23 protein-coding genes and 1 riboswitch are annotated in these 21,691 nt (G+C 45.9%); of the genes, 19 read left to right on the top strand and 4 right to left on the bottom strand.

All coding sequences use genetic code 11. The features are described 5' to 3' along the window. Positions 1–140, bottom strand: a 140-nt coding sequence (locus BMW94_RS31380; protein ID WP_139209301.1) for a transposase, incomplete at its 3' end; no start/stop codon positions are given. A gap of 160 nt (positions 141–300) precedes the next feature. After that, positions 301–537, bottom strand: a complete 237-nt coding sequence (locus tag BMW94_RS23830) for a helix-turn-helix domain-containing protein (protein WP_091001321.1) — start codon at positions 535–537, stop codon at positions 301–303. A gap of 252 nt (positions 538–789) precedes the next feature. Between BMW94_RS23830 and BMW94_RS23825 the strand changes: the two genes are divergently transcribed. The 3 genes from BMW94_RS23825 (at position 790) to BMW94_RS23815 (ending at position 3,228) form a co-directional block, all read left to right on the top strand. Next, complete coding sequence (locus tag BMW94_RS23825) at positions 790–1,146, top strand: hypothetical protein (RefSeq protein WP_091001320.1); 357 nt, start codon at positions 790–792, stop codon at positions 1,144–1,146. A gap of 170 nt (positions 1,147–1,316) precedes the next feature. After that, positions 1,317–2,699, top strand: coding sequence for a transcriptional regulator (locus tag BMW94_RS23820; RefSeq protein WP_091001319.1), 1,383 nt, complete (start codon positions 1,317–1,319; stop codon positions 2,697–2,699). Between the two features lie 355 nt (positions 2,700–3,054). Continuing rightward, positions 3,055–3,228 carry an aspartyl-phosphate phosphatase Spo0E family protein gene (locus tag BMW94_RS23815; RefSeq protein ID WP_091001318.1) on the top strand — a complete coding sequence of 58 codons (174 nt, stop codon included), beginning with the start codon at positions 3,055–3,057 and terminating at the stop codon, positions 3,226–3,228. An 82-nt stretch (positions 3,229–3,310) separates the two neighbouring features. Here BMW94_RS23815 and BMW94_RS23810 read toward each other — a convergent pair whose 3' ends face one another. Together BMW94_RS23810 and BMW94_RS31375 are read right to left on the bottom strand one after the other, a co-directional pair. Then, positions 3,311–3,742, bottom strand: coding sequence for a hypothetical protein (locus BMW94_RS23810; protein ID WP_091001317.1), 432 nt, complete (start codon positions 3,740–3,742; stop codon positions 3,311–3,313). Between the two features lie 273 nt (positions 3,743–4,015). After that, entirely contained in the window at positions 4,016–4,096 is an 81-nt protein-coding gene (locus BMW94_RS31375; protein ID WP_368086937.1) for a putative holin-like toxin, read from the bottom strand. Positions 4,097–4,278: 182 nt separating this feature from the next. Between BMW94_RS31375 and BMW94_RS23805 the strand changes: the two genes are divergently transcribed. From BMW94_RS23805 to wecB, 16 genes are all read left to right on the top strand, one after another. Further along, positions 4,279–4,755 (top strand): GNAT family N-acetyltransferase, encoded by a 477-nt coding sequence (locus BMW94_RS23805; RefSeq protein WP_091001316.1) that lies wholly within the window; start codon positions 4,279–4,281, stop codon positions 4,753–4,755. Between the two features lie 186 nt (positions 4,756–4,941). Then, complete coding sequence (gene ychF, locus BMW94_RS23800; RefSeq protein WP_062321666.1) at positions 4,942–6,042, top strand: redox-regulated ATPase YchF; 1,101 nt, start codon at positions 4,942–4,944, stop codon at positions 6,040–6,042. Between the two features lie 615 nt (positions 6,043–6,657). Further along, the gene (gene prfA, locus BMW94_RS23795; protein WP_063566965.1) at positions 6,658–7,725 is read left to right on the top strand and encodes a peptide chain release factor 1; all 1,068 of its coding nucleotides are present in this window, start codon (positions 6,658–6,660) and stop codon (positions 7,723–7,725) included. 25 nt (positions 7,726–7,750) lie between these two features. Then, positions 7,751–8,635 carry a peptide chain release factor N(5)-glutamine methyltransferase gene (gene prmC, locus BMW94_RS23790; protein ID WP_091001324.1) on the top strand — a complete coding sequence of 295 codons (885 nt, stop codon included), beginning with the start codon at positions 7,751–7,753 and terminating at the stop codon, positions 8,633–8,635. A gap of 85 nt (positions 8,636–8,720) precedes the next feature. Beyond that, positions 8,721–9,941 carry an FtsW/RodA/SpoVE family cell cycle protein gene (locus tag BMW94_RS23785; RefSeq protein ID WP_072733630.1) on the top strand — a complete coding sequence of 407 codons (1,221 nt, stop codon included), beginning with the start codon at positions 8,721–8,723 and terminating at the stop codon, positions 9,939–9,941. 213 nt (positions 9,942–10,154) lie between these two features. Further along, on the top strand, positions 10,155–11,375 hold the full coding sequence (locus tag BMW94_RS23780; protein ID WP_091001315.1) for an FtsW/RodA/SpoVE family cell cycle protein: 1,221 nt from the start codon (positions 10,155–10,157) through the stop codon (positions 11,373–11,375). 300 nt (positions 11,376–11,675) lie between these two features. Beyond that, positions 11,676–12,341, top strand: coding sequence for a stage II sporulation protein R (gene spoIIR, locus BMW94_RS23775; protein ID WP_091001314.1), 666 nt, complete (start codon positions 11,676–11,678; stop codon positions 12,339–12,341). 249 nt (positions 12,342–12,590) lie between these two features. Next, positions 12,591–13,778, top strand: a complete 1,188-nt coding sequence (locus tag BMW94_RS23770; RefSeq protein WP_091001313.1) for an L-threonylcarbamoyladenylate synthase — start codon at positions 12,591–12,593, stop codon at positions 13,776–13,778. Positions 13,779–13,910: 132 nt separating this feature from the next. Beyond that, positions 13,911–14,852, top strand: coding sequence for a HipA domain-containing protein (locus BMW94_RS23765; RefSeq protein WP_091001312.1), 942 nt, complete (start codon positions 13,911–13,913; stop codon positions 14,850–14,852). Then, the gene (locus BMW94_RS23760) at positions 14,830–15,342 is read left to right on the top strand and encodes a hypothetical protein (protein ID WP_091001311.1); all 513 of its coding nucleotides are present in this window, start codon (positions 14,830–14,832) and stop codon (positions 15,340–15,342) included. The genes BMW94_RS23765 and BMW94_RS23760 overlap by 23 nt, the downstream gene beginning before the upstream one ends. A 148-nt stretch (positions 15,343–15,490) precedes the next feature. After that, entirely contained in the window at positions 15,491–16,051 is a 561-nt protein-coding gene (locus tag BMW94_RS23755) for a manganese efflux pump MntP (protein ID WP_091001310.1), read from the top strand. Positions 16,052–16,175: 124 nt separating this feature from the next. Beyond that, the gene (locus BMW94_RS23750; protein ID WP_091001309.1) at positions 16,176–16,748 is read left to right on the top strand and encodes a low molecular weight protein arginine phosphatase; all 573 of its coding nucleotides are present in this window, start codon (positions 16,176–16,178) and stop codon (positions 16,746–16,748) included. A 116-nt stretch (positions 16,749–16,864) separates the two neighbouring features. Further along, a riboswitch (ZMP/ZTP riboswitch) is annotated at positions 16,865–16,946 on the top strand. Positions 16,947–17,085: 139 nt separating this feature from the next. Further along, entirely contained in the window at positions 17,086–17,679 is a 594-nt protein-coding gene (locus tag BMW94_RS23745) for a TIGR01440 family protein (RefSeq protein ID WP_091001308.1), read from the top strand. 233 nt (positions 17,680–17,912) lie between these two features. Then, on the top strand, positions 17,913–19,160 hold the full coding sequence (gene glyA / locus BMW94_RS23740; RefSeq protein WP_175480831.1) for a serine hydroxymethyltransferase: 1,248 nt from the start codon (positions 17,913–17,915) through the stop codon (positions 19,158–19,160). A gap of 464 nt (positions 19,161–19,624) precedes the next feature. Continuing rightward, positions 19,625–20,254: a uracil phosphoribosyltransferase gene (gene upp / locus BMW94_RS23735; RefSeq protein ID WP_053782842.1), complete on the top strand. Its 630-nt coding sequence runs from the start codon at positions 19,625–19,627 to the stop codon at positions 20,252–20,254. A gap of 223 nt (positions 20,255–20,477) precedes the next feature. Continuing rightward, positions 20,478–21,635, top strand: a complete 1,158-nt coding sequence (wecB, locus tag BMW94_RS23730; protein WP_091001306.1) for a non-hydrolyzing UDP-N-acetylglucosamine 2-epimerase — start codon at positions 20,478–20,480, stop codon at positions 21,633–21,635. The last annotated feature ends 56 nt before the right edge of the window (positions 21,636–21,691 follow it).

The raw sequence follows: 21,691 nt of genomic DNA, 5'->3' as shown, positions 1-21,691 counted from the left end.
ACCTTCAGTTGTGAACAGTTGCGAATTCCTTCGCGTTCAGCGACTACTTTGTAACTTGAAGAACCTTCGACATAGGATCTAACTGCATTCAATTTAAACTCTTCGGTATACGTCTGAAATGTTTGTCCTTTTTTGGCCATAAAAATATCCCCTCCAAGTATCACTTGAACCCTCATGATAACATGAAGGTTTTTTCAAGTGTCTACTTAAAGGGGATAATACCAAATCGACGGATTTTTTTGTGTTTTTCTTTAAATGTGAAATTTTGTTCCATCAACAATGTTAAACCAGGTCTGTTTTTTATCCCTTGTCATCATCAGGTATGTACTCTAACACATCGGTTAGAGTGTAGTCATTTCCTGTCATTGCCCGCAGAGTGTTAACAATATTATTTAAGGTATCTAAATCAAGCCTTTTCGTTTTTCCTTCGCACAAATCATATATAAGATTGGGTCTGACTTTTGCTTCTCTAGCCAGTGCGTTTTTCGTGACGCTGGCTGCATCTAAAGTGTAGCCCAACCGTATTTTTATAGACATAGCCAATTCCACCTTTCGCTTTAATCATAACCTAACGTTAATTGTTTTGAAATAATCACTTGACGTTTATCATTAAGCGTTATAAAATTCTGAGTATATAATCAATAGACGTTAAACTTTTGACGTTAAATTAACTACATCATTCATGTTTTAAATCAAAATCAATAGTATTTTGAATTTATCTAATGGCTATTTCTTCATATCTGTTATGAATATTGAATTTCATTCTTTTTAAGGGAGAGAAATGGTGTAATGAAAATCTCAAACTATTTTGAACTTGCTTCAATAGTTCTCGGCTCCTTTGACCAAAATCAAGAGTTGTATGTTTACCAAGGATATGTCATGAATGAGCGCTATATCTTTTTTGTGGATGAAGGTACTTTATGGCTTCGGCATGTACAGAAGGTCGCACATATAGATCATTTTTATATTGATGGAGATACCGGAGGGCTAATTCTGGCTGAGCATATCACAGGAAATGCAAAAGAGATGTTGGAGTTAATTGTGGATAGATTGAGTGGGATGGATGCTTTGACATTTCTTACGGATGTCTTATTGTGGACTCCAGACCGTGTAGATATGAACTTGAAGCTTGATCGCTTTCAATGATAAAGGCTCTCTAGCTCCCTTTGGAACCACATTACAGCAAATGGGCAATGCAGATAAGTATTTTTATATCAAAAGTAAATTATTTACAAGTAAAATATTGATATTAAATTCAAAAATATAGTATTATTTTATTGACCATTGCTTAATTTTGCTTGGAAGGTGGTGTACCTTTGAACTCAGTAAGCACAATACGTGATCATTTAGCAGATTATTTAAAAACTAACCATATGACACTCAATCAATTCTCTGAGATATCGGGAATTAACTCAGGAACGTTGAGTGGTACGCTGAACGGGCTGCGTCCCATAGGCATGCAGCAGTTGGATCGACTTACTGCCGGGATGGGTTTAACTGAGGGTTACTTCTATGAATTATACATAAATGAGTGTTTTGTACATACAAGCCCAGATTGGAGAAGACTTGGGCCTTTTCTATACCGTTGTGCCGAACTCGGGAAGTTCGATTGTATGGAAGAAGCCGTTAATCTAATTATGGATAATCTTTCCTATGCACCCCTTTTATTCGAGTTGGCCGAGCAGTTATATCGTGAAGGGAAGCTTGAAGCGGCCAAGCCCCTATATCGTAGTGTAGCTGAAAGCGAGAAAATGCAACACTCCGAACGATTGGCCCTCAGTCAGTATCGTTTATTCACAATCGGACTTTCCAAGGATCAGACGAGCAATCTTGCGTTTGCTACCCAGTTTGAGTTTTTTGTAGATCGGCTTGACGAGCCTTATCAGCTCGATGGGTTGAACGATCTGATTAATGTGTATGCTTCTTTGCGCCGATGGGATAAGTTGTTGGAATTGGGCGAGAAACTGAAAGTAAAAGCAACCATTCATTATGAGTTCCAGGGCAACACCAAGCCGAAAGAAGTCAAAAAAGAGATTATATTTTATATTTTGTATTCCTATTTAGTCATGGGAAGTGCCTGTTTTTATCTTGAGGATTACAAGACCGCCCTCGATTATATCACACAGTATATTGACCATAGTTGGGTGAAATCCCCTAGTCAAGCTGAACAAATTGTGATGGGACAATTCCAGGAATGGGCTGAAGCGAATCGTTTTATGTATATGCTGAGAGATGGACAACTACATGTACTACCCGAATACCTGGAGTATATTTCAAATAAAGAAAATGAAGTGTTTCCAGCTTTATGTGAGATTGTCGTTGCAGCTAATCAATATGACTTGGATATTGACTATGTTCTTTACGAATATGAATCATTTGTGCTGTATCAGGAACAGGGTAGCCGAATTGGAAAGATTAGCACTCAGCTTACAGGTGACCGCTACGTTCGTCTATTAATGGGGTTAAGTGAGTATTATTTAAGGAAAAAAGACTATGAAAAAGGTTTCAAAGCGTTATTAGACGGTTTATTCTTTTCTCTTGAAATTAACAGTGGCTTATCTATGCTTAAATGTGTTGGGATATTTGAAAAATATCGAAGTTATGCTTCTGATACAGTGACTCAGCAGTACCAAAATCTGATCTGTGAGGTGCAAAATTTCAATGAGAAAAAAATTAGTTTCGCTTATAGTGGTTTGTAGTATTGTCGTAGTAATGTCTGTTCCAGTAACAACTCAGGCAGATACTGGACAACCACCGGCTATCCAAATGACAACAAACAGTCACGGACTTGGAAGTTAACAAACATAACAAAAAAAGCGTTTTTTAATTTGAGATGCTTCCTTAAGCAGACTGGTTTAATCCGTCTACCTTATAGGGGGCTTTTTTTCGTATTAGGAATGTCTTTTTTTGCTGTGTTTTTTTGAAGGGAGATTAGGAAGCCGTGAGGCTCGGCAACATGGTTACAGACGATGATGACCAAAATGTGTTGGAGTTCACTTACTTTCCTACTAATTAGCAGAATGGACTAGAATGTTACAATAGGGAGGGGTGAATATGGATTGTGGTGAGCTCAAGTTGCAGATCGAAGCAGCGAGACAAAAACTTTATCAACTCAAGATGGACTATAATGGAGATCTGCTTCATCCTCATGTTATACAGCAATCTATGGTCCTGGATAATCTAATTAATCAATACAATCAGGTTAAAATAAAAAAGCCGATGGAATAATTCAATCGACTTTGGGCGAGAACTTTGGCGGGTCGCTCGCCCCTATATTTTAACATAAGTTCATGGTGCGAAGTATCGTATATTACATACATTCCTCTTTCACGGTTATCGTTTCGTTGGTTACAGTCACATAGGAGTTGCCAGACAAGTATTCGGTATAACCGCATACCGTCTTGTTATAGGTTTCACCGCGGCTGTCTGTAAACTCCAGATGGATGGATCCTTCACCGGAGAGTCGCAGCTGTGGAGCGAACTTCACTTGTTCCCCGCTGGGTACACCTTTCTTTAAGGTATACACTGTACCCTCTTTGTTTGTATTGAACGAGTCAATGCCACTGCTCACGCGTGCTGTAATATTTAAAAGATCATAGTCGGACTGATTATGAATCGTGATCCTTAAATGTCTGAAGGGGTCCAGCGCCTGGTAACCCATAGAAATAACTAATCCAATGAAGAGAATCACGGTAGATAGGATGATTATTTTCCTTTTTGAAAAGGGACGACGCGTATTCATAAGTATTCTGCTCCTTTCTCTCATATAGATATAAACAGAGTGAGGTAACTAAAAGTTGTATAGGAATTTGCAGATGAACGTGGGAACAGGGGCTTGAATTGTGGACTGCGCTTTAAAGTGCGTGTTATAATAAGGTCAGAAAATGTATAAAATGCAAAGAGAGCCGTGATACCAACACGACTCCCCGTTGCAACAGCCGCTTTTAAGGGCGGTTCGGCTCCGGATTTAGAATGAAAGCCTAAAAATAGACCGCTTCCTTTTGCCGAGGGCGGTCTATTTCCGTTTGTTTGTAAGTATCAAGACAATTAGAGTCGCAAATGAAATCATTAGCGTCATCGCTTGGTATACTTCCACGGGGCATCACCTCCCTTCCGAGAGGTTAGCCGAGACCGCCCATATTAGCCTTTCTGTTGCTTCAGTGATTATACCATAATCTTCATTTTGTTGAATAGGATAACAAATTTAGATAGGGCTCTGTTGGCTGGTAAATACATCATCAGAACTGTATACATATTTATGAATGTGGAGGGAAACCAATGGAACTGATCCCCATGAATCAAGAAGAATATGATAATTTCCGAATTCGCTCGATTAAAGATTTTGCAGAAGAGAAAGTGGAGGCGGGTACTTGGGCTGCAGAAGAGGCGCAGGGACTTGCGGAGGCATCCTACGACAAATATTTACCTGAAGGGCTGAATACACCGGGTGCTTACCTATATAATCTGGTCCATGCCGTGAACGGGAATGTGGGTTATATCTGGTTTAACGTTACGGATAACCGCCGTGGCAAAGATGCTTTTTTGCTGGATATTGTGGTTGAAGAAGCCTATCGGGGCAAGGGTTATGGTACAGAGACGATGGAGGCACTTGAAAAGGAAGCCTTGCGCCTTGGCGTGGATCGCATTGGTCTACATGTGTTTGGACATAATGTGCGGGCGAGCAGCCTGTATCGCAAGATGGGATATGAGGTAACGGATCTGACAATGTACAAGGAAATAAAAGGGGAAACCTGAAAACGGATAATCTAAGCCAAACGTATGATCTACGCAAAACGAATCATCCGCAGTAACCGGAGATTTCGGGAAGCGGAGGGTGCTCTGGTCGAATTGGCGAAGTTCCTTGATGCCTTGGGGTTTGTCATATATAATGTATAGGATTATCCATACCGAACAAGTAATCAATGAGGAGTTGTCATATACATGGCTTTGAAAGCTGGAATCGTGGGCTTGCCTAACGTTGGTAAATCCACACTGTTTAACGCAATTACACAAGCTGGTGCCGAATCGGCAAACTATCCGTTCTGTACGATTGACCCTAACGTGGGAATTGTTGAAGTACCGGACGAGCGTTTGGACAAATTGACAGAACTCGTTGTACCGAAAAAAACGGTGCCAACAGCGTTTGAATTTGTAGATATTGCAGGTCTTGTTCGCGGTGCGAGCAAAGGCGAAGGTCTTGGTAACAAGTTCCTTGCCCACATTCGTGAAGTAGACGCGATTGTACACGTGGTACGCTGCTTTGTAGACGAGAACATTACACACGTCGATGGCAAAATTGATCCGGTAAGCGACATCCAGACGATCAATCTGGAGCTGATTCTGGCCGATATCGAGAGTGTCGAGAAAAAAATCGACCGTTCCAAGAAAAACATGAAGGGCGGCAACAAATCAGCTGCTCAGGAAGTGGAAGTACTGGAGAAAGTGAAGGCTGTTCTGTACGAAGACAAGCCAGCACGCAGCATGGAGCTGACGGACGAAGAACGTCTGATCGTGCGCGATCTGCATTTGCTTACCCTGAAGCCTGTTCTGTACGCAGCCAATGTGGCTGAGGACGAAATCGGTGATGTGGCGAACAATGCTTATGTGCAAAAAGTAAGAGAATTCGCAGCCGCTGAAAATGCAGAAGTGGTGCCGATCAGTGCGAAAGTGGAAGAAGAAATCTCGGAGCTTGAAGGCGAAGATAAACAAATGTTCCTGGAAGAGCTCGGTATCGAGGATTCCGGTCTGAACCTGTTGATCAAAGCTGCTTACAAATTGCTGGGTCTGTACACATACTTCACAGCTGGCGTACAGGAAGTTCGTGCTTGGACGATCCGTAAGGGTACAAAAGCACCTGGCGCAGCGGGTGTCATTCACACCGACTTCGAGCGCGGATTCATCCGGGCAGAGGTGGTTTCCTACGACGATCTGGTTGCTGCGGGTTCCATGAACGGTGCGAAAGAACGTGGGCAACTTCGTCTTGAAGGTAAAGAGTATGTTGTCAACGACGGCGACGTTATGCACTTCCGTTTCAACGTCTAATTTCGACAATCTAGATTAAGAAAACATACATGAATATACGAGTATAACAGCTCTGTCGTCTTCTTTTGAAGATGGCAGGGCTTTTTACATATCGCAAAATATTCTTCAAATAAGCCTGAGACATTCAACAATAAAATTCGTTTGTATATCCTGTACATTTACTGGATTGTTTACTCGCTCTGGATATAATAAAAGCAAGAAGGCTCATGGGAGATGAGCTCTTGTAGCGATTGCAAATCAATCTGGTTGCATAAAATAAAGTAAATCAAAATTTGGATGCAGGTCCTGCAAACAGTTGCTATTCAGGAGCATAAGAATATGCTATAATTAAGAGTCGTATACCTATGTTAAATTTCACGCTCGGCTGAATGAGTTGAAGCGGGTCTGATACCGGGTACGCGATTTCTTTTATATAACTTAAACGTAAAGGATTTGATGACGTTGTAGCGATGTTATACGTCGATCATAAAATGATGAATGTTACGGTCAGGGATTTCTGAGAACTCCGTGCCTTGTGAAATATAAATGGTCTGATGATGCATGAAATGCATGCCTATCGGAATCAAATGAATGTTGAAATGCTGGAACGAAAAATAACGCGTGAGGTGACTATACATGTTTGATAAATTACAGGCGTTAGCCGACCGTTACGAGAAACTCAGCGAGCTGCTGTGTGACCCGGATGTAGCAAGTGACAACAAGAAGCTGCGGGAATATTCCAAAGAACAATCGGATCTGCAGCCTACTTATGAAGCATACAATGAGTACAAACAAGTGAGCCAGGATCTCGAAGCTGCGAAAGAAATGCAGGGCGAGAAACTGGACGACGAGATGCGTGAAATGGTCAAAATGGAAATTGATGAACTGAGCACTCGCCAGAAAGAACTGGACGATCTGATTCGTGTTCTCATGCTGCCCAAAGACCCGAATGATGATAAAAACGTCATCGTTGAAATTCGTGGAGCTGCTGGTGGGGATGAAGCGGCGCTGTTTGCAGCGGATCTCTATCGGATGTACACACGTTATGCCGATACACAAGGCTGGCGCGTGGAACTGATGGACGTTAACACAAATGATTTGGGCGGCTTCAAAGAGGTCGTATTCCTCATTAATGGACGCGGCGCGTACAGCAAAATGAAATACGAAAGTGGCGCACACCGTGTGCAACGTATTCCTACAACGGAATCGGGCGGCCGGATTCATACGTCTACTTCGACAGTAGCCGTTATGCCTGAAGCCGAAGATTTCGATATCGAAATTCATGATAAAGATATCCGTGTAGATACGTTCTGTTCCAGTGGTGCCGGTGGACAATCGGTTAATACCACGAAATCGGCTGTACGGGTAACTCACGTTCCAACGGGAATTGTGGCGACTTGTCAGGATGGTAAATCCCAGAACTCGAATAAGGAAAAAGCATTGCAGGTTCTGCGTACGCGTATCTTTGATATGATGCGTCAGGAAGAAGAAGCGAAAATTTCGAGTGAACGGAAGAGCAAAGTGGGTACAGGCGACCGCAGTGAGCGGATTCGTACCTATAATTTCCCACAAAGCCGTGTTACCGATCACCGGATCGGATTGACGATGCACAAGCTGGATCAAATCATGAATGGTGAGATTGCTGATATCGTGTCTGCCCTGACGATTGCCGAGCAGACGGATATGATGGATAGAGGAGAATAATGCTGTGACCCGCGCGCAGTTTGTCATGACGCCGGAGCAGAGTTGTCGGGAAGCCTTCGTTGAGGCTTCCTCTTTTTTGGAGAAGTGCGGCGTGTACGAGCCGCACAACAATGCCCGGCTGCTGCTGGAACATGTACTCGGCCGCGAAGGGGCCGCGTACTATATGATGCAGCCAGAGCCCTTTCCCAGCGAGCTTCGCAGCCGCTGGGAAGACGCCGTCACGCGCAAGGCTGCGGGTGAGCCGGCGCAGTACATTATGGGCAGCCAGGAATTTTACGGGCTGCCGTTCGAGGTCACGCCGGCCGTGCTGATCCCGCGGCCGGAGACCGAGCTGCTGGTCGAGGCTGTGCTACGTGAAGCCGACCGCGTGTTTCCTGACGGCGCTCCGCTCGCCGTCGACATTGGCACGGGCAGCGGGGCCATCGCAGTGACGATGGCTTCGCAGCGCCCGCGCTGGCAGGTAGGCGCCGGAGATATCTCGGCGGCTGCCCTGCAAGTGGCCGCGCGCAACGCGGCCGCGAACGGGGTACAGATCGACTTCCGTGAAGGCGATCTGCTGGCCCCGTTCGCCGGGGCACGGGTGGACATCCTGGTGTCCAACCCGCCTTACATCCCGGCGGCAGATATCGCCGGGTTGCAGCCCGAGGTGCGCGACCATGAGCCGCGCACGGCACTGGACGGCGGCCCCGATGGACTGGGGCCGTACCGCATCATGCTGGAGCAGCTGGCGCTGCTGCCTGCACCGCCGCAGATCATCGGTTTTGAGCTGGGTCAGGGACAGGCGGGGGACATCGCAGCGCTGCTTGAATCGGCCGGATATTGGCCGGAAATTATCGTCGTGCCGGACCTTGCAGGCATTGAACGGCATGTACTGGGTGTTCGCGCTTCGGAACAGGTGACGAAAATGTAAGGTTCCACAGGTTTTCTTTTTGCCGTGAAATCCTCTACAATGAGATATACCGAAGATTGCTGAATGCTTGGAGGAACATAACTACATGCTGCATAAATTCAAAAAAATAGACTATTCGATTGTTTTTATATTGCTCATTCTGATGGCTATTAGTATTTTGTCGATTTATAGTACCACCTTCGGCCGACCAAAGCTGGAGGGACTCACGAAAAGTGCAGTAATGTATTATATTTTAGGCTTTGTGGTCTTTTTTGGGATGTCGATGATCAACTACAAATTCATTATCAAAAATTATTTGTATATCTATGGCGTGGGCATGCTGCTGCTCATTTTCGTCATGTTCTTTGGTAAAGAATATTATGGCGCCAAAGGGTGGCTATCCATATTCGGAGTCAGTTTGCAGCCTGCTGAATTGTTCAAGCTATGCCTGATTGTTTTTTTATCGGCCTTTTTAGCCAGAAAAAAGAATCGTCCGCTTTATTTTGGACGTGATGTCATTCCGATCTCACTCTGTGTGCTGCCGCCATTACTACTCGTATTACTTCAAAATGACTTGGGGAATGCGTTAAGTTATGTGGTCATTCTTGTGGGGCTATTATGGATTGGAAATATTAAATTTACTCATGCCCTTATTGGTTTTATTATCGCTGTAGCTGCTTTTATCGGTGGTATACAGGCTTATATTCATTATCACGATGAGATTGTTAAATTTCTGAAGGATGTTGGACGTTCGCACTGGGCAGATCGTTTCGATCCATGGCTTGTGCCGGATTTGACCTCAAGAGATGTTCTCTGGCAGACGTATAACGCGAAGCTTGCAATTGGTTCTGGCGGCATTACGGGAAAAGGGTATTTGGAAGGAACAACGATTCAGTCCAATCGGGTGCCACTGGCATATGCCGATTCGATCTTTGTACAGATTGGGGAGGAATTCGGTTTTATAGGTGCATCCGTGTTGCTGCTACTGTACTTTATTCTTATTCACAGGCTTGTGCTGATTGCGTTGGAATGTAAGGACAGGGCAGGGCCATATCTGATTGTCGGTATTATAGCGATGCTGCTCTACCAGATTTTTGTGAATATCGGTCCGTTCATTGGTCTGATGCCGCTGACTGGGATTACCTTGCCGTTTATTAGTTCGGGTGGTACCTCAATTATGATCAACATGATCAGTATGGGGATTGTGATGAGTATCAAGGTTCACACGGAAGAGAACGAGGATATCCTTGGTTCCGCAGAACAACCAGGCATTACAGAACTGGTCATGAAGCTAGTTAGACGCAAATCAACACAGCAGGAGCAATAGTCTTTATCCTAGGACAGACTCTTTGCAAATGAATACGATATAAGTTAACCCTGAAATCAACAGATCGGAGCAAGACAGATCTGTGGGTTTCAGGGTTTTTCGTTGTTTTGTTTGACGGATTTCCATTTTCTCTTCCAATTCTATACAATGGTAATATTAAAGACTAATGGAAATAATTAATGGGTATTGAGCCTCAGGGGGATACGTGGGAACATGCTGAGAATGCTGAAGAAGATGGACGGGGTTATTCTGTTTGTGTTGCTGCTGCTTATGGTCATGAGTGTATTTACGGTGTACAGTGCGATTCAGTCCGATCCGAAATTGGGCAATCATCATATCAAAACCTTGCAGTTTTACGGGATTGGATTCGTTGCCATCATTGGTATCGGATTAGTCAATTATAAGCTGTATATCCAATATGCATTTTATATTTACGCAGTTGGGATCATTCTACTGGTTCTTGTCAACTTTATTGGCGGGCCTATTAATAATGCGAATGGCTGGATAAAGATTAGCGAGAGTCTTACTTTTCAACCAGCAGAATTGTTCAAAATGATCTTAATTCTGTTTCTGGCACATGTATTGGTCAAAAGAAAAAATTCTACGCTTTATTTCTGGAAAGATATCGTGCCCATTGGTTTATGGACGTTCGTTCCCTTTGCACTCGTAATGATTCAGAATGATCTGGGAAACGCGCTCGGATACATCGTGATTCTGGTTGCTGTGTTATGGATCGGGAATATCAAGTGGTCGCATGCATTAATTGCGCTTGCTATTGTGGGGATCACCTTTTTTGGATTCGTCAAAGCATATACGTCATATCACGATGAGATTTTTACCTTTCTGGAAAAGGCGAACCGGGAGCACTGGGCCGAGCGAATTGATCCATGGCTTGTACCGGATAAAGCAACGTCGAAAGCTTCCTGGCATACGAAAAATGCGGGTCTGGCCATAGGCTCGGGAGGCATAACAGGCAAAGGTTACATGCAGGGGACTTCCGTTCAATCGGGGCGTGTACCGTATACATACTCGGATTCCATTTTTGTGGTCATTGCCGAGGAGTTTGGTTTTGTAGGCGGATCTGTTCTGCTCTTACTGTATTTTATCCTCATTCATCGTATGGTGTTAATCGCTTTACACTGTAGAGACCGGGCGGGACCTGTCGTGATTGTAGGGATTATCGGCATGTTGTTATATCAGGTATTTGAAAATATTGGCGCTTTCCTTGGGCTGATGCCGCTTACGGGCATTACGCTGCCATTTATCAGCTATGGAGGCACCTCGTTGCTCATTAATATGGCATGTATCGGGCTGGTGATGAGCATTAAATTGTATGGCCAGGAAGACGAGGACGAGCTTCTTATGGGTGAACAACGACCTACCTTATTGGAACGTTTATGGAGTATGGTCAAAAAGGAAAAGACAACAGCGTAATTCTGAAATTTGCTATGATTCATCTCTGCCATGGACATGCATCTTCCCATTCAGAGGTAGATTAGAATTTTAGATTGTTCAAGGAAGTGCCAGCCGACAAGTGTTTCATGGGCAGGTGCTTCTTTGATTTTCGTCAGATATAAAGCGAGCTAACCCTCCTTTCGTTTCAAGTCTAACCCGCCTATTAAAGTTTTAGTAGATTTGTAATCTAGCAGGTTTACTTCCGTCTCTTCCGGGCATACTGATAGACATGAGAGAGTTACAGGGATCATGATCACGGGAGCCGAGGGGGAGAACGGAATGAGCAGAAGAATCGTGAAACAAATTGGACTTATCATTGTATGTCTTATGATGATTATTATGATGTGGGAAGGTCAGAAAACGGATGCAGCTGTGGCGGCCACAGCGATTCCGGAACAATCCATTCGCTTGCGTATTCTCGCAAACTCGGATGCAGCGGGAGATCAGCTCGTCAAACGAGAGATTCGTGACGCCGTCGTTGCCCAAATGAATGGGTGGGTAACCGAACTGGAGAATCCGCAAAGTCTGGAAGAAGCGCGTGGGGTCATCCGTCAGCATTTATCTGAAATTGAGGATCGTGTGGGGAAAGAGCTTGCCAATCGTGGCTTAACCTATTCGTATCAGGTGGAACTTGGAGTGGTTCCGTTTCCAACCAAATTGTATGGCGGTACCGTATATCCTGCTGGAGATTACGAAGCAGTGCGGATAACATTGGGAAAAGGTGAAGGTCAGAACTGGTGGTGTGTGTTGTTTCCACCATTGTGCTTCATAGATGCAGGCACAGGGGATGCATTGGCGAAACCTTCAACAGCAACAGCATCTGCATTTGCCGCAGAGCCTGGGGATGCTCAAGCATCTGTGCAGGCGGCTACACCGGAGGCGCGTTTCTTCCTGTGGGATATGGCGGTCAAATTGTGGGATTGGGTGACGGGATTGTTTGCATAGCTGAATTAACACGCTGCTGGATATAAGCTTTATCAAGGGGACTTCGATTCAAGGGAGTGCCCTTTTGTTTTATTACGGGGCTGTGTCAAAGACCTCGTGATGTTAATCGCTGGGAAGATTCAGACCGCATCCTTGGACAGAGCAGATATGTTATAATTATAGGAATCAGAAAACATAAGCGAAGAAGGCATCGCGGAAGCGGGATGTCTTGCATTAACTACCCTACTGAAGTTTAGGAATGATGGATATATGACAAGAGAGAACGAGCAATTGCATCAGTCTTCCATGAGAGGCATGGAGAACGATGAACGTACAGAGAAAATGGATACAAGCATGTGGGATGTCAATGTACTGGTAACCAATGAGAACAAGAATGACGTGGCGAAAGGGAGTGCGTATAAACAGGCTCTTTCTGACTTACAGGATGCCGCAGCCTGTCTTCGTCAAGGACAGACCGTGGCATTCCCAACCGAGACGGTTTACGGTTTGGGCGCAGACGCTCGCAGTACAGCTGCGGTGGAAGCTGTATTTGCAGCCAAAGGTAGGCCTTCGGACAATCCGTTGATTGTCCATATTGCACAGCGTGACCAGTTGGATTCGCTGGTGACGGAAGTGAATGTCACAGCGGAGGCGCTGATGACGGCCTTCTGGCCGGGGCCGCTTACGCTTGTGCTGCCGGTTAGGCCAGGGGCGGTATCCCCGCGGGTAACCGCCGGCTTGGACACGGTGGCCGTGCGGATGCCGGATCATCCGGTGGCCTTGCAGTTGATCGCGGCGGCGGAATGCCCGGTCGCCGCGCCGAGCGCCAACCGCTCCGGGCGGCCAAGCCCGACCCTCGCAGCACATGTGCGCGAGGATCTGGCAGGCCGCATCGGCGGCATCGTGGACGGCGGCCCCACCGGGGTGGGCGTCGAGTCCACGGTGGTGCAGGTCGGTGACGACGGTACCGTCACCATCCTGCGCCCTGGCGGCATTACGGCGGAACAGCTGTCCGCCGTTGCCGCCCGTGTCGCCACGGACCCGGCGCTGCTCGCCGAGGGGCCCGGTGGCGATGACAGCCCGGCGCCGCGCTCGCCGGGCATGAAGTACACGCACTACGCGCCCGCAGGTGCGCTGTGCGTGGTGGAGGGGCCGCCCGCAGCGGTGGCGGCCTGGATCAGCGCCGCCCTCGCAGAGGCGGCGCAGCGCGGGGAGTGCACCGCAGTGCTGGCGTTCGCCGAGCACGCGGAGCAGTACCGCGCCGATGCCGTGTTCTCACTGGGCGAAGCCAGCGAGCTGGAGGAAGCAGCGCGCCGGCTGTACGCCGCGCTGCGCAGCTGCGATGAGCAGGGCGCCACATATATTGTGGCTGAAGCCTGCTCGCGCGAAGGGCTGGGAGCAGCCGTCATGAACCGGCTGCTCAAGGCGGCAGGTCACCGACTCATTCAGGTCGGTTGACTAAACCAATAACACTGATTCCTAACCTAGGGATTGCTTCTCATTTATAAAACGTAGTCACTCTTTTCCCTTATGAAGGTTTGGAAAGGACTGTTCTACGCATTCGTAATCCAAAGGTGAAGGGGGATTTGTGTGGATTCTATAGTGAGCTCGGGGATAAAAGAATATGGGGAATACATGCTAGACGATTTTCATATTGCTGATGTTACTATACCGCAGTCCAGGACGACACAAATACAAGCCTCAACACCGTCTTCATTAGGCGTACTAAGAAAATTTAATATACATCATGATAAATCAGGGCTTCTGTACGTAAAATCGGGATACAGCAGAGGCGCTTTCTTCTCTATAGATCAACCTATATCAGAAAAGATAGCGTGTGAAATAGGTGAATTATTAGGTTTTAATGTGGTTCATTATAAACTTTGGATTGTAGATATACATTTGTTTCTCTCTGAAGAAGAGGTCGAGCAGTTATCTGAAAGACAAAAAGGACAATATCAGGGGAATTCTTTTGAAAGACTTCTGGCGGATCATCACAAAGTTCTGGTAAGTGTTAGTCAGTCCTTCAAGCTCCCTCACCAGGAATTTGCTAGCTGTGATGTGATTACGGACAAAAAGGGAAAAGAGTTATATAGAGAACTAACGGCAGAAGGGTTGGATGGTGGTAAGAAAAATATAGATCAGATGATTGTATTTGATTACATTATTCATAACACAGATCGGCATAAGAAAAATTTTGGATTCATAGTGGATAGGAAAGCAGGTAAATTTCCTTTTGCCCCGTTGTTTGATCATGGTCTTGCTTTCTGTTCGGAGTTTAGTAGCTCTGATATTGTTAACGATGGTCAAGAAATTTTGGGATTTTCAATAGGTAAGCCCTTTACCAATTTGAGTGGAGCTTTGGATTTAGTGGATAAAGATAGCCTTCAGGGTATTAATCTTCATATTTCGATTGAAGAGGTTATTGCTGTGATTGACAAATATGCTCCATTGATGTCAATGGACAGAGCAGAATTTATTAAGCGGTTTATCGATAGGAGGTATAAACATGTCCAAGGTTTATTTTCTTAGATATAAAAATGTTGTTATTGGAGAATTTTCATTGGATGGGAAAAAATACACGCCAACCGTTGAGGCAGGAAAATTAGGGGATGCCGGGTATCCCTTTGGACTATATAAACTCATTCACACCCGTTCGGGTGAACTCTATATTGACAGGGATAAACAGCCAAGCCATGAAGATATTAAACTCTGGTTAAGTGATCGTGTTTTCCCGAAAGAACGTCAAGGAGCTAATCAAATACTTGAATCGCTGGGTTTGTCCAAGTATGATGCTTGGGAAATTGCGAAGAAGACCAATGCTATAAGTTTAAATGATTTTTATTGGATGAGCGACAATTTGGAAGATTCATTTGAAAATATTAACGCTTATCATGCTGCTTTTGAGAACTTTAATGATCTAGCTTCGAAGTCGACACTACAAAACCCTATTAAGAAGATTAAGGGTTTTGAAGATTTTGAAGAACCTAGGGAAGAACTGGCCATTAAGTGGGTTGAGTAAGCAGGTATCTTAGCAATTAATAATTCAGTTTTTGAATCGACTATTAGGGATATATTTTATCGTGCTCTAATGACAATCCTCAGGTCATGTTTATGTCCTTGTCCGCATATGGTGTACAAGAACCTTTACGTGACTTGGGGGTATGGGGATGTGGGATGTGTCTGCCCATGTAGGGCAGTTGGTAACCATTTTGATTATGGCCGTCGCTCTCGGACTCGACGCGTTCTCACTTGGCATCGGGATTGGCATGAAGGGCATTCGTCTAAGAGACATATTGCGGATCAGTACCGTAACGGCCCTGTTTCACATCATCATGCCGCTCATCGGCATGTATACGGGCAAATACGTCAGCTCGCTGCTCGGTGATATTACGACGTATGCCGCTGGTGGCCTGCTGGTTCTGCTCGGCGCCCATATGATCTTGAACGCTTTCAGGGAGGGAGATACCAAACTGGTAGATCATCGATCTCTGCTCGGTGTGATTCTGTTCTCACTGAGTGTCAGCGTGGATTCGTTTTCCGTTGGGGTCTCGCTCGGCATGTTCAGCAGTGATTTGGTGTTAACGGTGCTCGCTTTCGGTGTCTGCGGTGGAGCAATGTCTGTTATGGGTCTGCTGTTGGGACGGCGTGTGAGTCAAAACATGGGGGATTACGGGGAAGCGGTCGGCGGAGCGATCTTGCTCGCTTTTGGACTTTTGTTTATATTTTAAAATACACCGTTAATCATGATTACAGCCTAGTGCAGTCTTCAATATATAGTTATGAGTTTCATTGGTTCAGATTCAGTTTCAAACATGATTCGACAACATTTGCAAAATGGGGAGGCTAACCACAATGAAACATATTTTGTTTGTATGTACAGGGAATACATGTCGCAGCCCCATGGCGGAGGGACTTTTACGTAAACTGGCGTCTGAGCGGGGCATTCAAGTGGACGTTCGTTCCGCAGGTGTAGCCGCAACGACGGGCATGCCGATTTCCCGTCATGCGGAGGCCGTATTAAGGGATCACAACGTGGAGGGACCCCCTCATTCGACGCTTCTTAGCTCCAACCTAGTCGGCTGGGCCGACCTGATTCTCACGTTGACACGCAGTCATAAACAGCATGTCATGCAGGTTTTTCCTGACTCGGTACACAAGACGTATACCTTGAAAGAGTATGTGGAAAATGAGGAGCAAGTTCTGAACGATCTTCAGGAACTGGACAGCCTGTTTGCGACATTGGAAATGAAACGTGCGCTAGGTCAGGAGATTTTGGCATCTGAACGTGAGCGGGCGATTGAGATCAGACAACGCATTCCGAGCTTTGATATTTCGGACCCGTTTGGCGGCAGTCGCGACGATTACAATATCGCTGCGGCAGAGATTCGGACCGCGCTCGACAGACTTTTGGACAAGCTGGATTAATTGGATTCGTTTAATCATTCCCAGGTACCGATGGATTTCCATATAAAAAACGTACACGGGATGTAAATTACCCGTTGATTTTAAACGCAGGTTGTTTTATGATGAATGGGAAAACAGGGATCCGGTGTAACTGGCGACGAAGTGGGCATAACCACGATGGAGCACCGGAACAAACGGCCGGTCGCCTGGGCAAAAGAGCAATTCTGCGTTACCCGCAGACTGCTCTTTTTTTCGTCTTTCATCTGATTATTCGCTATAATAGTACCTGAAATGCCATGCAAGAATACTAAGGGCAGCCAAGAGGAAGCCGGGCATGATTTTATCGGGAGGCGATAGGATGACTATTGAGTTAGATTCGGAACAACCCGGATTGCATGAACAGACTGCATCCATTCTGCGTGAACTGGCGCTTGCCGGACAGCTTGGACCTGGACAGATCGTTGTAATCGGTACAAGTACAAGTGAAGTTGCAGGCAAACGGATTGGTACAAGCGGTGCGGTTGAAGTAGCGCAGCAGCTTCTTGCGGGTATACGCGAGGTGCAGCAGGAGTTCGGTTTTGATGTTGTATTCCAATGCTGTGAGCACCTGAACCGTGCACTGGTTATGGAGCGTTCACTGCTTACACGTCTTGGATTGACTGAAGTGGGTGCAGTACCTGTGCCCAAAGCAGGCGGTTCCATGGCAGCCGCAGCGTATCGCTCGCTGACCGATCCATGCCTGGCTGAACATGTGCAGGCCCATGCGGGACTGGATATTGGGGAGACGATGATTGGCATGCATTTGCGGCATGTGGCAGTACCTTTCAGAACAGCACTCCGCTACATCGGTGATGCCCGTGTAACGACAGCATTGACCCGTCCGAAGTTGATAGGCGGCGAGCGCGCAGTGTATCGTATGGAAGAGCAACCAGATTCGACATTTTGTGACTGATATCTTCAACCTATTTAAAGCCAAATTAGACTTTACACGAAAACGGAGAGTGCAACACCAATCTGAAGAAGCAAAGCGTTCGCCTTTATCCCCGGATTTCCCCCTTATTATAAGGGAGTTCAGAAAAATCTGGGGATAACAGCGATCGGAAGATGGTGATGCAATCGAAGTCAGGAGTGTAACCACTGTAGTTTCGCTTTATAACTTCACTTATAACTGGGAGGAATTTAATCATGGAACAATTGCGTAAGAATGACCCGGCAGTACTGGAAGCGATGAATCTTGAACTGAAACGTCAACAAAACAACATTGAGCTGATCGCGTCTGAGAACATCGTAAGCGAAGCGGTTATCGAGGCATTGGGATCTGTACTTACCAACAAGTACGCTGAAGGATATCCAGGCAAACGTTACTACGGTGGTTGTGAGCATGTGGATATCGTTGAAGATATCGCGCGTGATCGTGCCAAAGAATTGTTTGGAGCAGAACATGTGAATGTGCAACCTCACTCCGGTGCACAAGCGAACATGGCAGTATACCTTGCGGCTCTGAAACCAGGTGATACCGTTCTGGGTATGAACCTGGCGCATGGCGGACACCTCACACATGGTAGCCCGGTTAACGCTTCCGGATTGTTGTACAATTTCGTGGCTTACGGTGTACAAGAAGATACATTCCTGATTGATTATGATGAAGTGCGCAAAGCGGCATTTAAACATCGCCCTCGTATGATCGTTGCAGGTGCAAGTGCATATCCGCGTATCATTGATTTTGAAAAGCTTGCTTCCATCGCTAATGATGTAGGTGCTTTGTTCATGGTGGATATGGCTCACATTGCAGGACTGGTAGCTGCAGGCTTGCATCCAAGCCCGGTTCCACATGCGCATTTCGTAACGACAACAACTCACAAAACGCTGCGTGGACCTCGTGGTGGTATGATTTTGTGCCGCAAAGCTTGGGCAGCAGCGATTGATAAAGCGGTATTCCCTGGTTCCCAAGGTGGACCTCTGATGCACGTGATTGCTTCCAAAGCGGTAGCATTCGGTGAAGCACTGCAACCTTCGTTCAAAACGTATGCACAAAACGTGGTAAAAAATGCACAAGTATTGGCTGAAACGCTGATTGCTGAAGGATTGAACATCGTATCCGGCGGTACAGACAACCACTTGATGCTGATCGACACACGCAGCGTGAATATCACAGGTAAAGAAGCCGAGCATGTACTTGATTCCATCGGTATTACCGTGAACAAAAATGCAATTCCGTTTGACCCAACTAGCCCGTTTGTAACGAGCGGTATCCGTATCGGTACACCTGCAGCTACTTCCCGTGGTATGAACGAAGAAGCGATGGTAGCTATTGGTAAGATCATTGCCAAAACATTGAAAAACCCTAAAGATACAGCTAAATTGGACGAAGCCCGTGCTGAAGTAACGGCACTTACGGACCAATTCCCACTGTACACAGATCTTAAATACTAAAAAACTTGCTCATGGTGTTTGTGTTTGAGATGTTCTTCATGTAAACATGCAGACGGAGCAAACCGAAAGAACCTGAAGAAGCGTAGCGCTCGCCTGAAAGCTTTCTGAAAGAAAGCTGCTTCGGAAGCATATGCTATCACCGGAATTCCACCATTTATTAATGGATCAAAAGAATTCTGGGGATAACAGCGATCAGAAGGTCATTCGGTTTGCGGAGCTTCATAAGTATTAACACATTTTTTAACATTCAACTGACATAACAGCGAGAGCAAAAAGGACCGGAAGACTCATTTTTCCGGTCCTATTTTTATAGGATTCGGTTTTCTGTAATGATTAAGTGCCCTTTGATGGTGTAATTCGGTGTAGGTGATGATATAATATACAGGATTTATCGGGCCTATGAATGATGATTAGGCATATTTGGTAATGCTGAACATGAAGAACATACCGGAGGGACAAATTAGATGGGAAAATTAGTAATATGTGATCACCCTTTGATTCAACACAAACTGACGTTTATACGCGACATGCGTACGAATACGAAAGATTTTCGTGAATTGGTGGATGAAGTGGCTACACTGATGGCTTATGAGATTACAAGAGATGTTGAGCTGGAAACTATTGATGTACAGACACCCGTAGCTGAAACACAAGGTAAAGTCATTTCCGGACGTATGCTTGGGCTGGTGCCGATTTTGCGTGCGGGCCTTGGGATGCTGGATGGTGTTGTCAAATTGCTGCCGGCGGCAAAAGTTGGACATGTAGGTTTGTTCCGTGACCCGGAAACCCTGCAACCTGTTGAATACTACACCAAGCTGCCTACGGACGTGACAGAGCGTCAGTTGATTGTCATCGACCCGATGCTGGCAACTGGCGGTTCTGCCATTGCTGCTATTGACGTGCTCAAAAAACGCGGCTGCACGCAAATTAAAATGATGAACCTTGTTGCAGCTCCTGAAGGAGTAAAAGCTGTTCAGGATGCGCATCCGGATGTAGACATCTACGTTGCTGCACTGGACGATCGTCTGGATGATCACGGCTATATCGTTCCCGGACTGGGAGATGCAGGAGACCGTCTATACGGCACTAAATAAGCATATCGCATGCTTTGTAAGAGGTTGTTCAAAAAGTCCAATTTTGATTACGAAGGATGCCCAAGGGCATCATCGACATCGAATATGAAATTCAGCCGAAATGTCCGTTGCTCACGTAGTTTTCCCTACGCTCCGCTACTCCATTTCTACCTTCATTCCATATTCTTGGTACTGAAAACCGGACTTTTTGAACATGAACTTATAGAAAAGGGGCTTTGCTTCAATGTCCAAGAAAATTAAAGTCATGACGATATTCGGGGTGCGCCCGGAAGCCATCAAGATGGCTCCGCTTATTTTGGAACTGCAGAAACATCCCGACTCTATTGAATCGATCGTTTGCGTTACTGCACAGCATCGTCAGATGCTGGATCAGGTTCTTGAAGTATTCGATATTCATCCAGACTACGATCTGGATGTGATGAAAGATCGCCAGACGCTGAATGAGATTACGATTCGTGTGCTGGGAGGCCTGGAGCCGGTTTTGCGTGAAGCAAAGCCGGATATTGTGCTGGTTCACGGTGATACGCTGACAACGTTTGTAGCCAGCTATGCTGCGTTCCTGCAGCAGATTCAGGTGGGTCATGTGGAAGCAGGTCTTCGTACGTGGAACAAGCTCTCTCCATACCCGGAAGAAATGAACCGTCAGTTAACCGGAGTGCTTGCTGACTTGCATTTTGCGCCTACGGACTGGTCGTCTTCCAATCTTGCCAAAGAAAATAAATCGGAGTCTAGTACGTATGTCACAGGCAACACGGTAACAGATGTGTTTCAATATACAGTACGGCAGGATTACACACATCCAGTACTAGATTGGGCACAGGGCAAGCGTCTTGTGTTGATGACAGCTCACCGCCGTGAATCCCAAGGCGAGCCTCACCGTAACATTTTCCAGGCCGTCAAACGGATTGCCGACGAGTTTGAGGATATTGCCATCGTGTATCCGGTACATCTAAGTCCTGCTGTGAAGGAGCCGGCTCACGCGATTTTGGGGAATCACCCCCGTATTCAACTTATTGATCCACTAGACGTGGTGGATTTGCATAACTTTTACCCGCATACTCACTTGATTTTGACAGATTCAGGTGGTTTGCAGGAAGAAGCGCCTTCGTTCGGTGTGCCTGTTCTCGTCCTTCGGGATACTACGGAGCGTCCGGAGGGAATCGAGGCTGGAACACTGGAGCTGGTGGGTACCGAAGAGGAACGTGTATATGAGCGGACCAAAGCTCTGCTTACAGACGAAACACTGTATGCAAGCATGAGTCAGGCTGCCAATCCTTATGGTGATGGACATGCTTCGGAAAGAATTGTCAATGCGATTTTGCATCATTTTGGTGTGAATAGTGAACGTCCGGAATCATTTCACAGAAAATTCAAAAAATAATTCATTTTTTCTGACGGATTATTAAAGGGTACAGCATACAGTTAAACTGTACGGTT

Origin of the sequence: Paenibacillus sp. OK003 (genome assembly GCF_900109515.1) — a bacterium.
Taxonomy (GTDB): Bacteria; Bacillota; Bacilli; order Paenibacillales; family Paenibacillaceae; genus Paenibacillus; species Paenibacillus marchantiae.
Note: the sequence above shows the minus strand (reverse complement) of the source record. Positions and strands in the feature narration are given on the sequence as shown.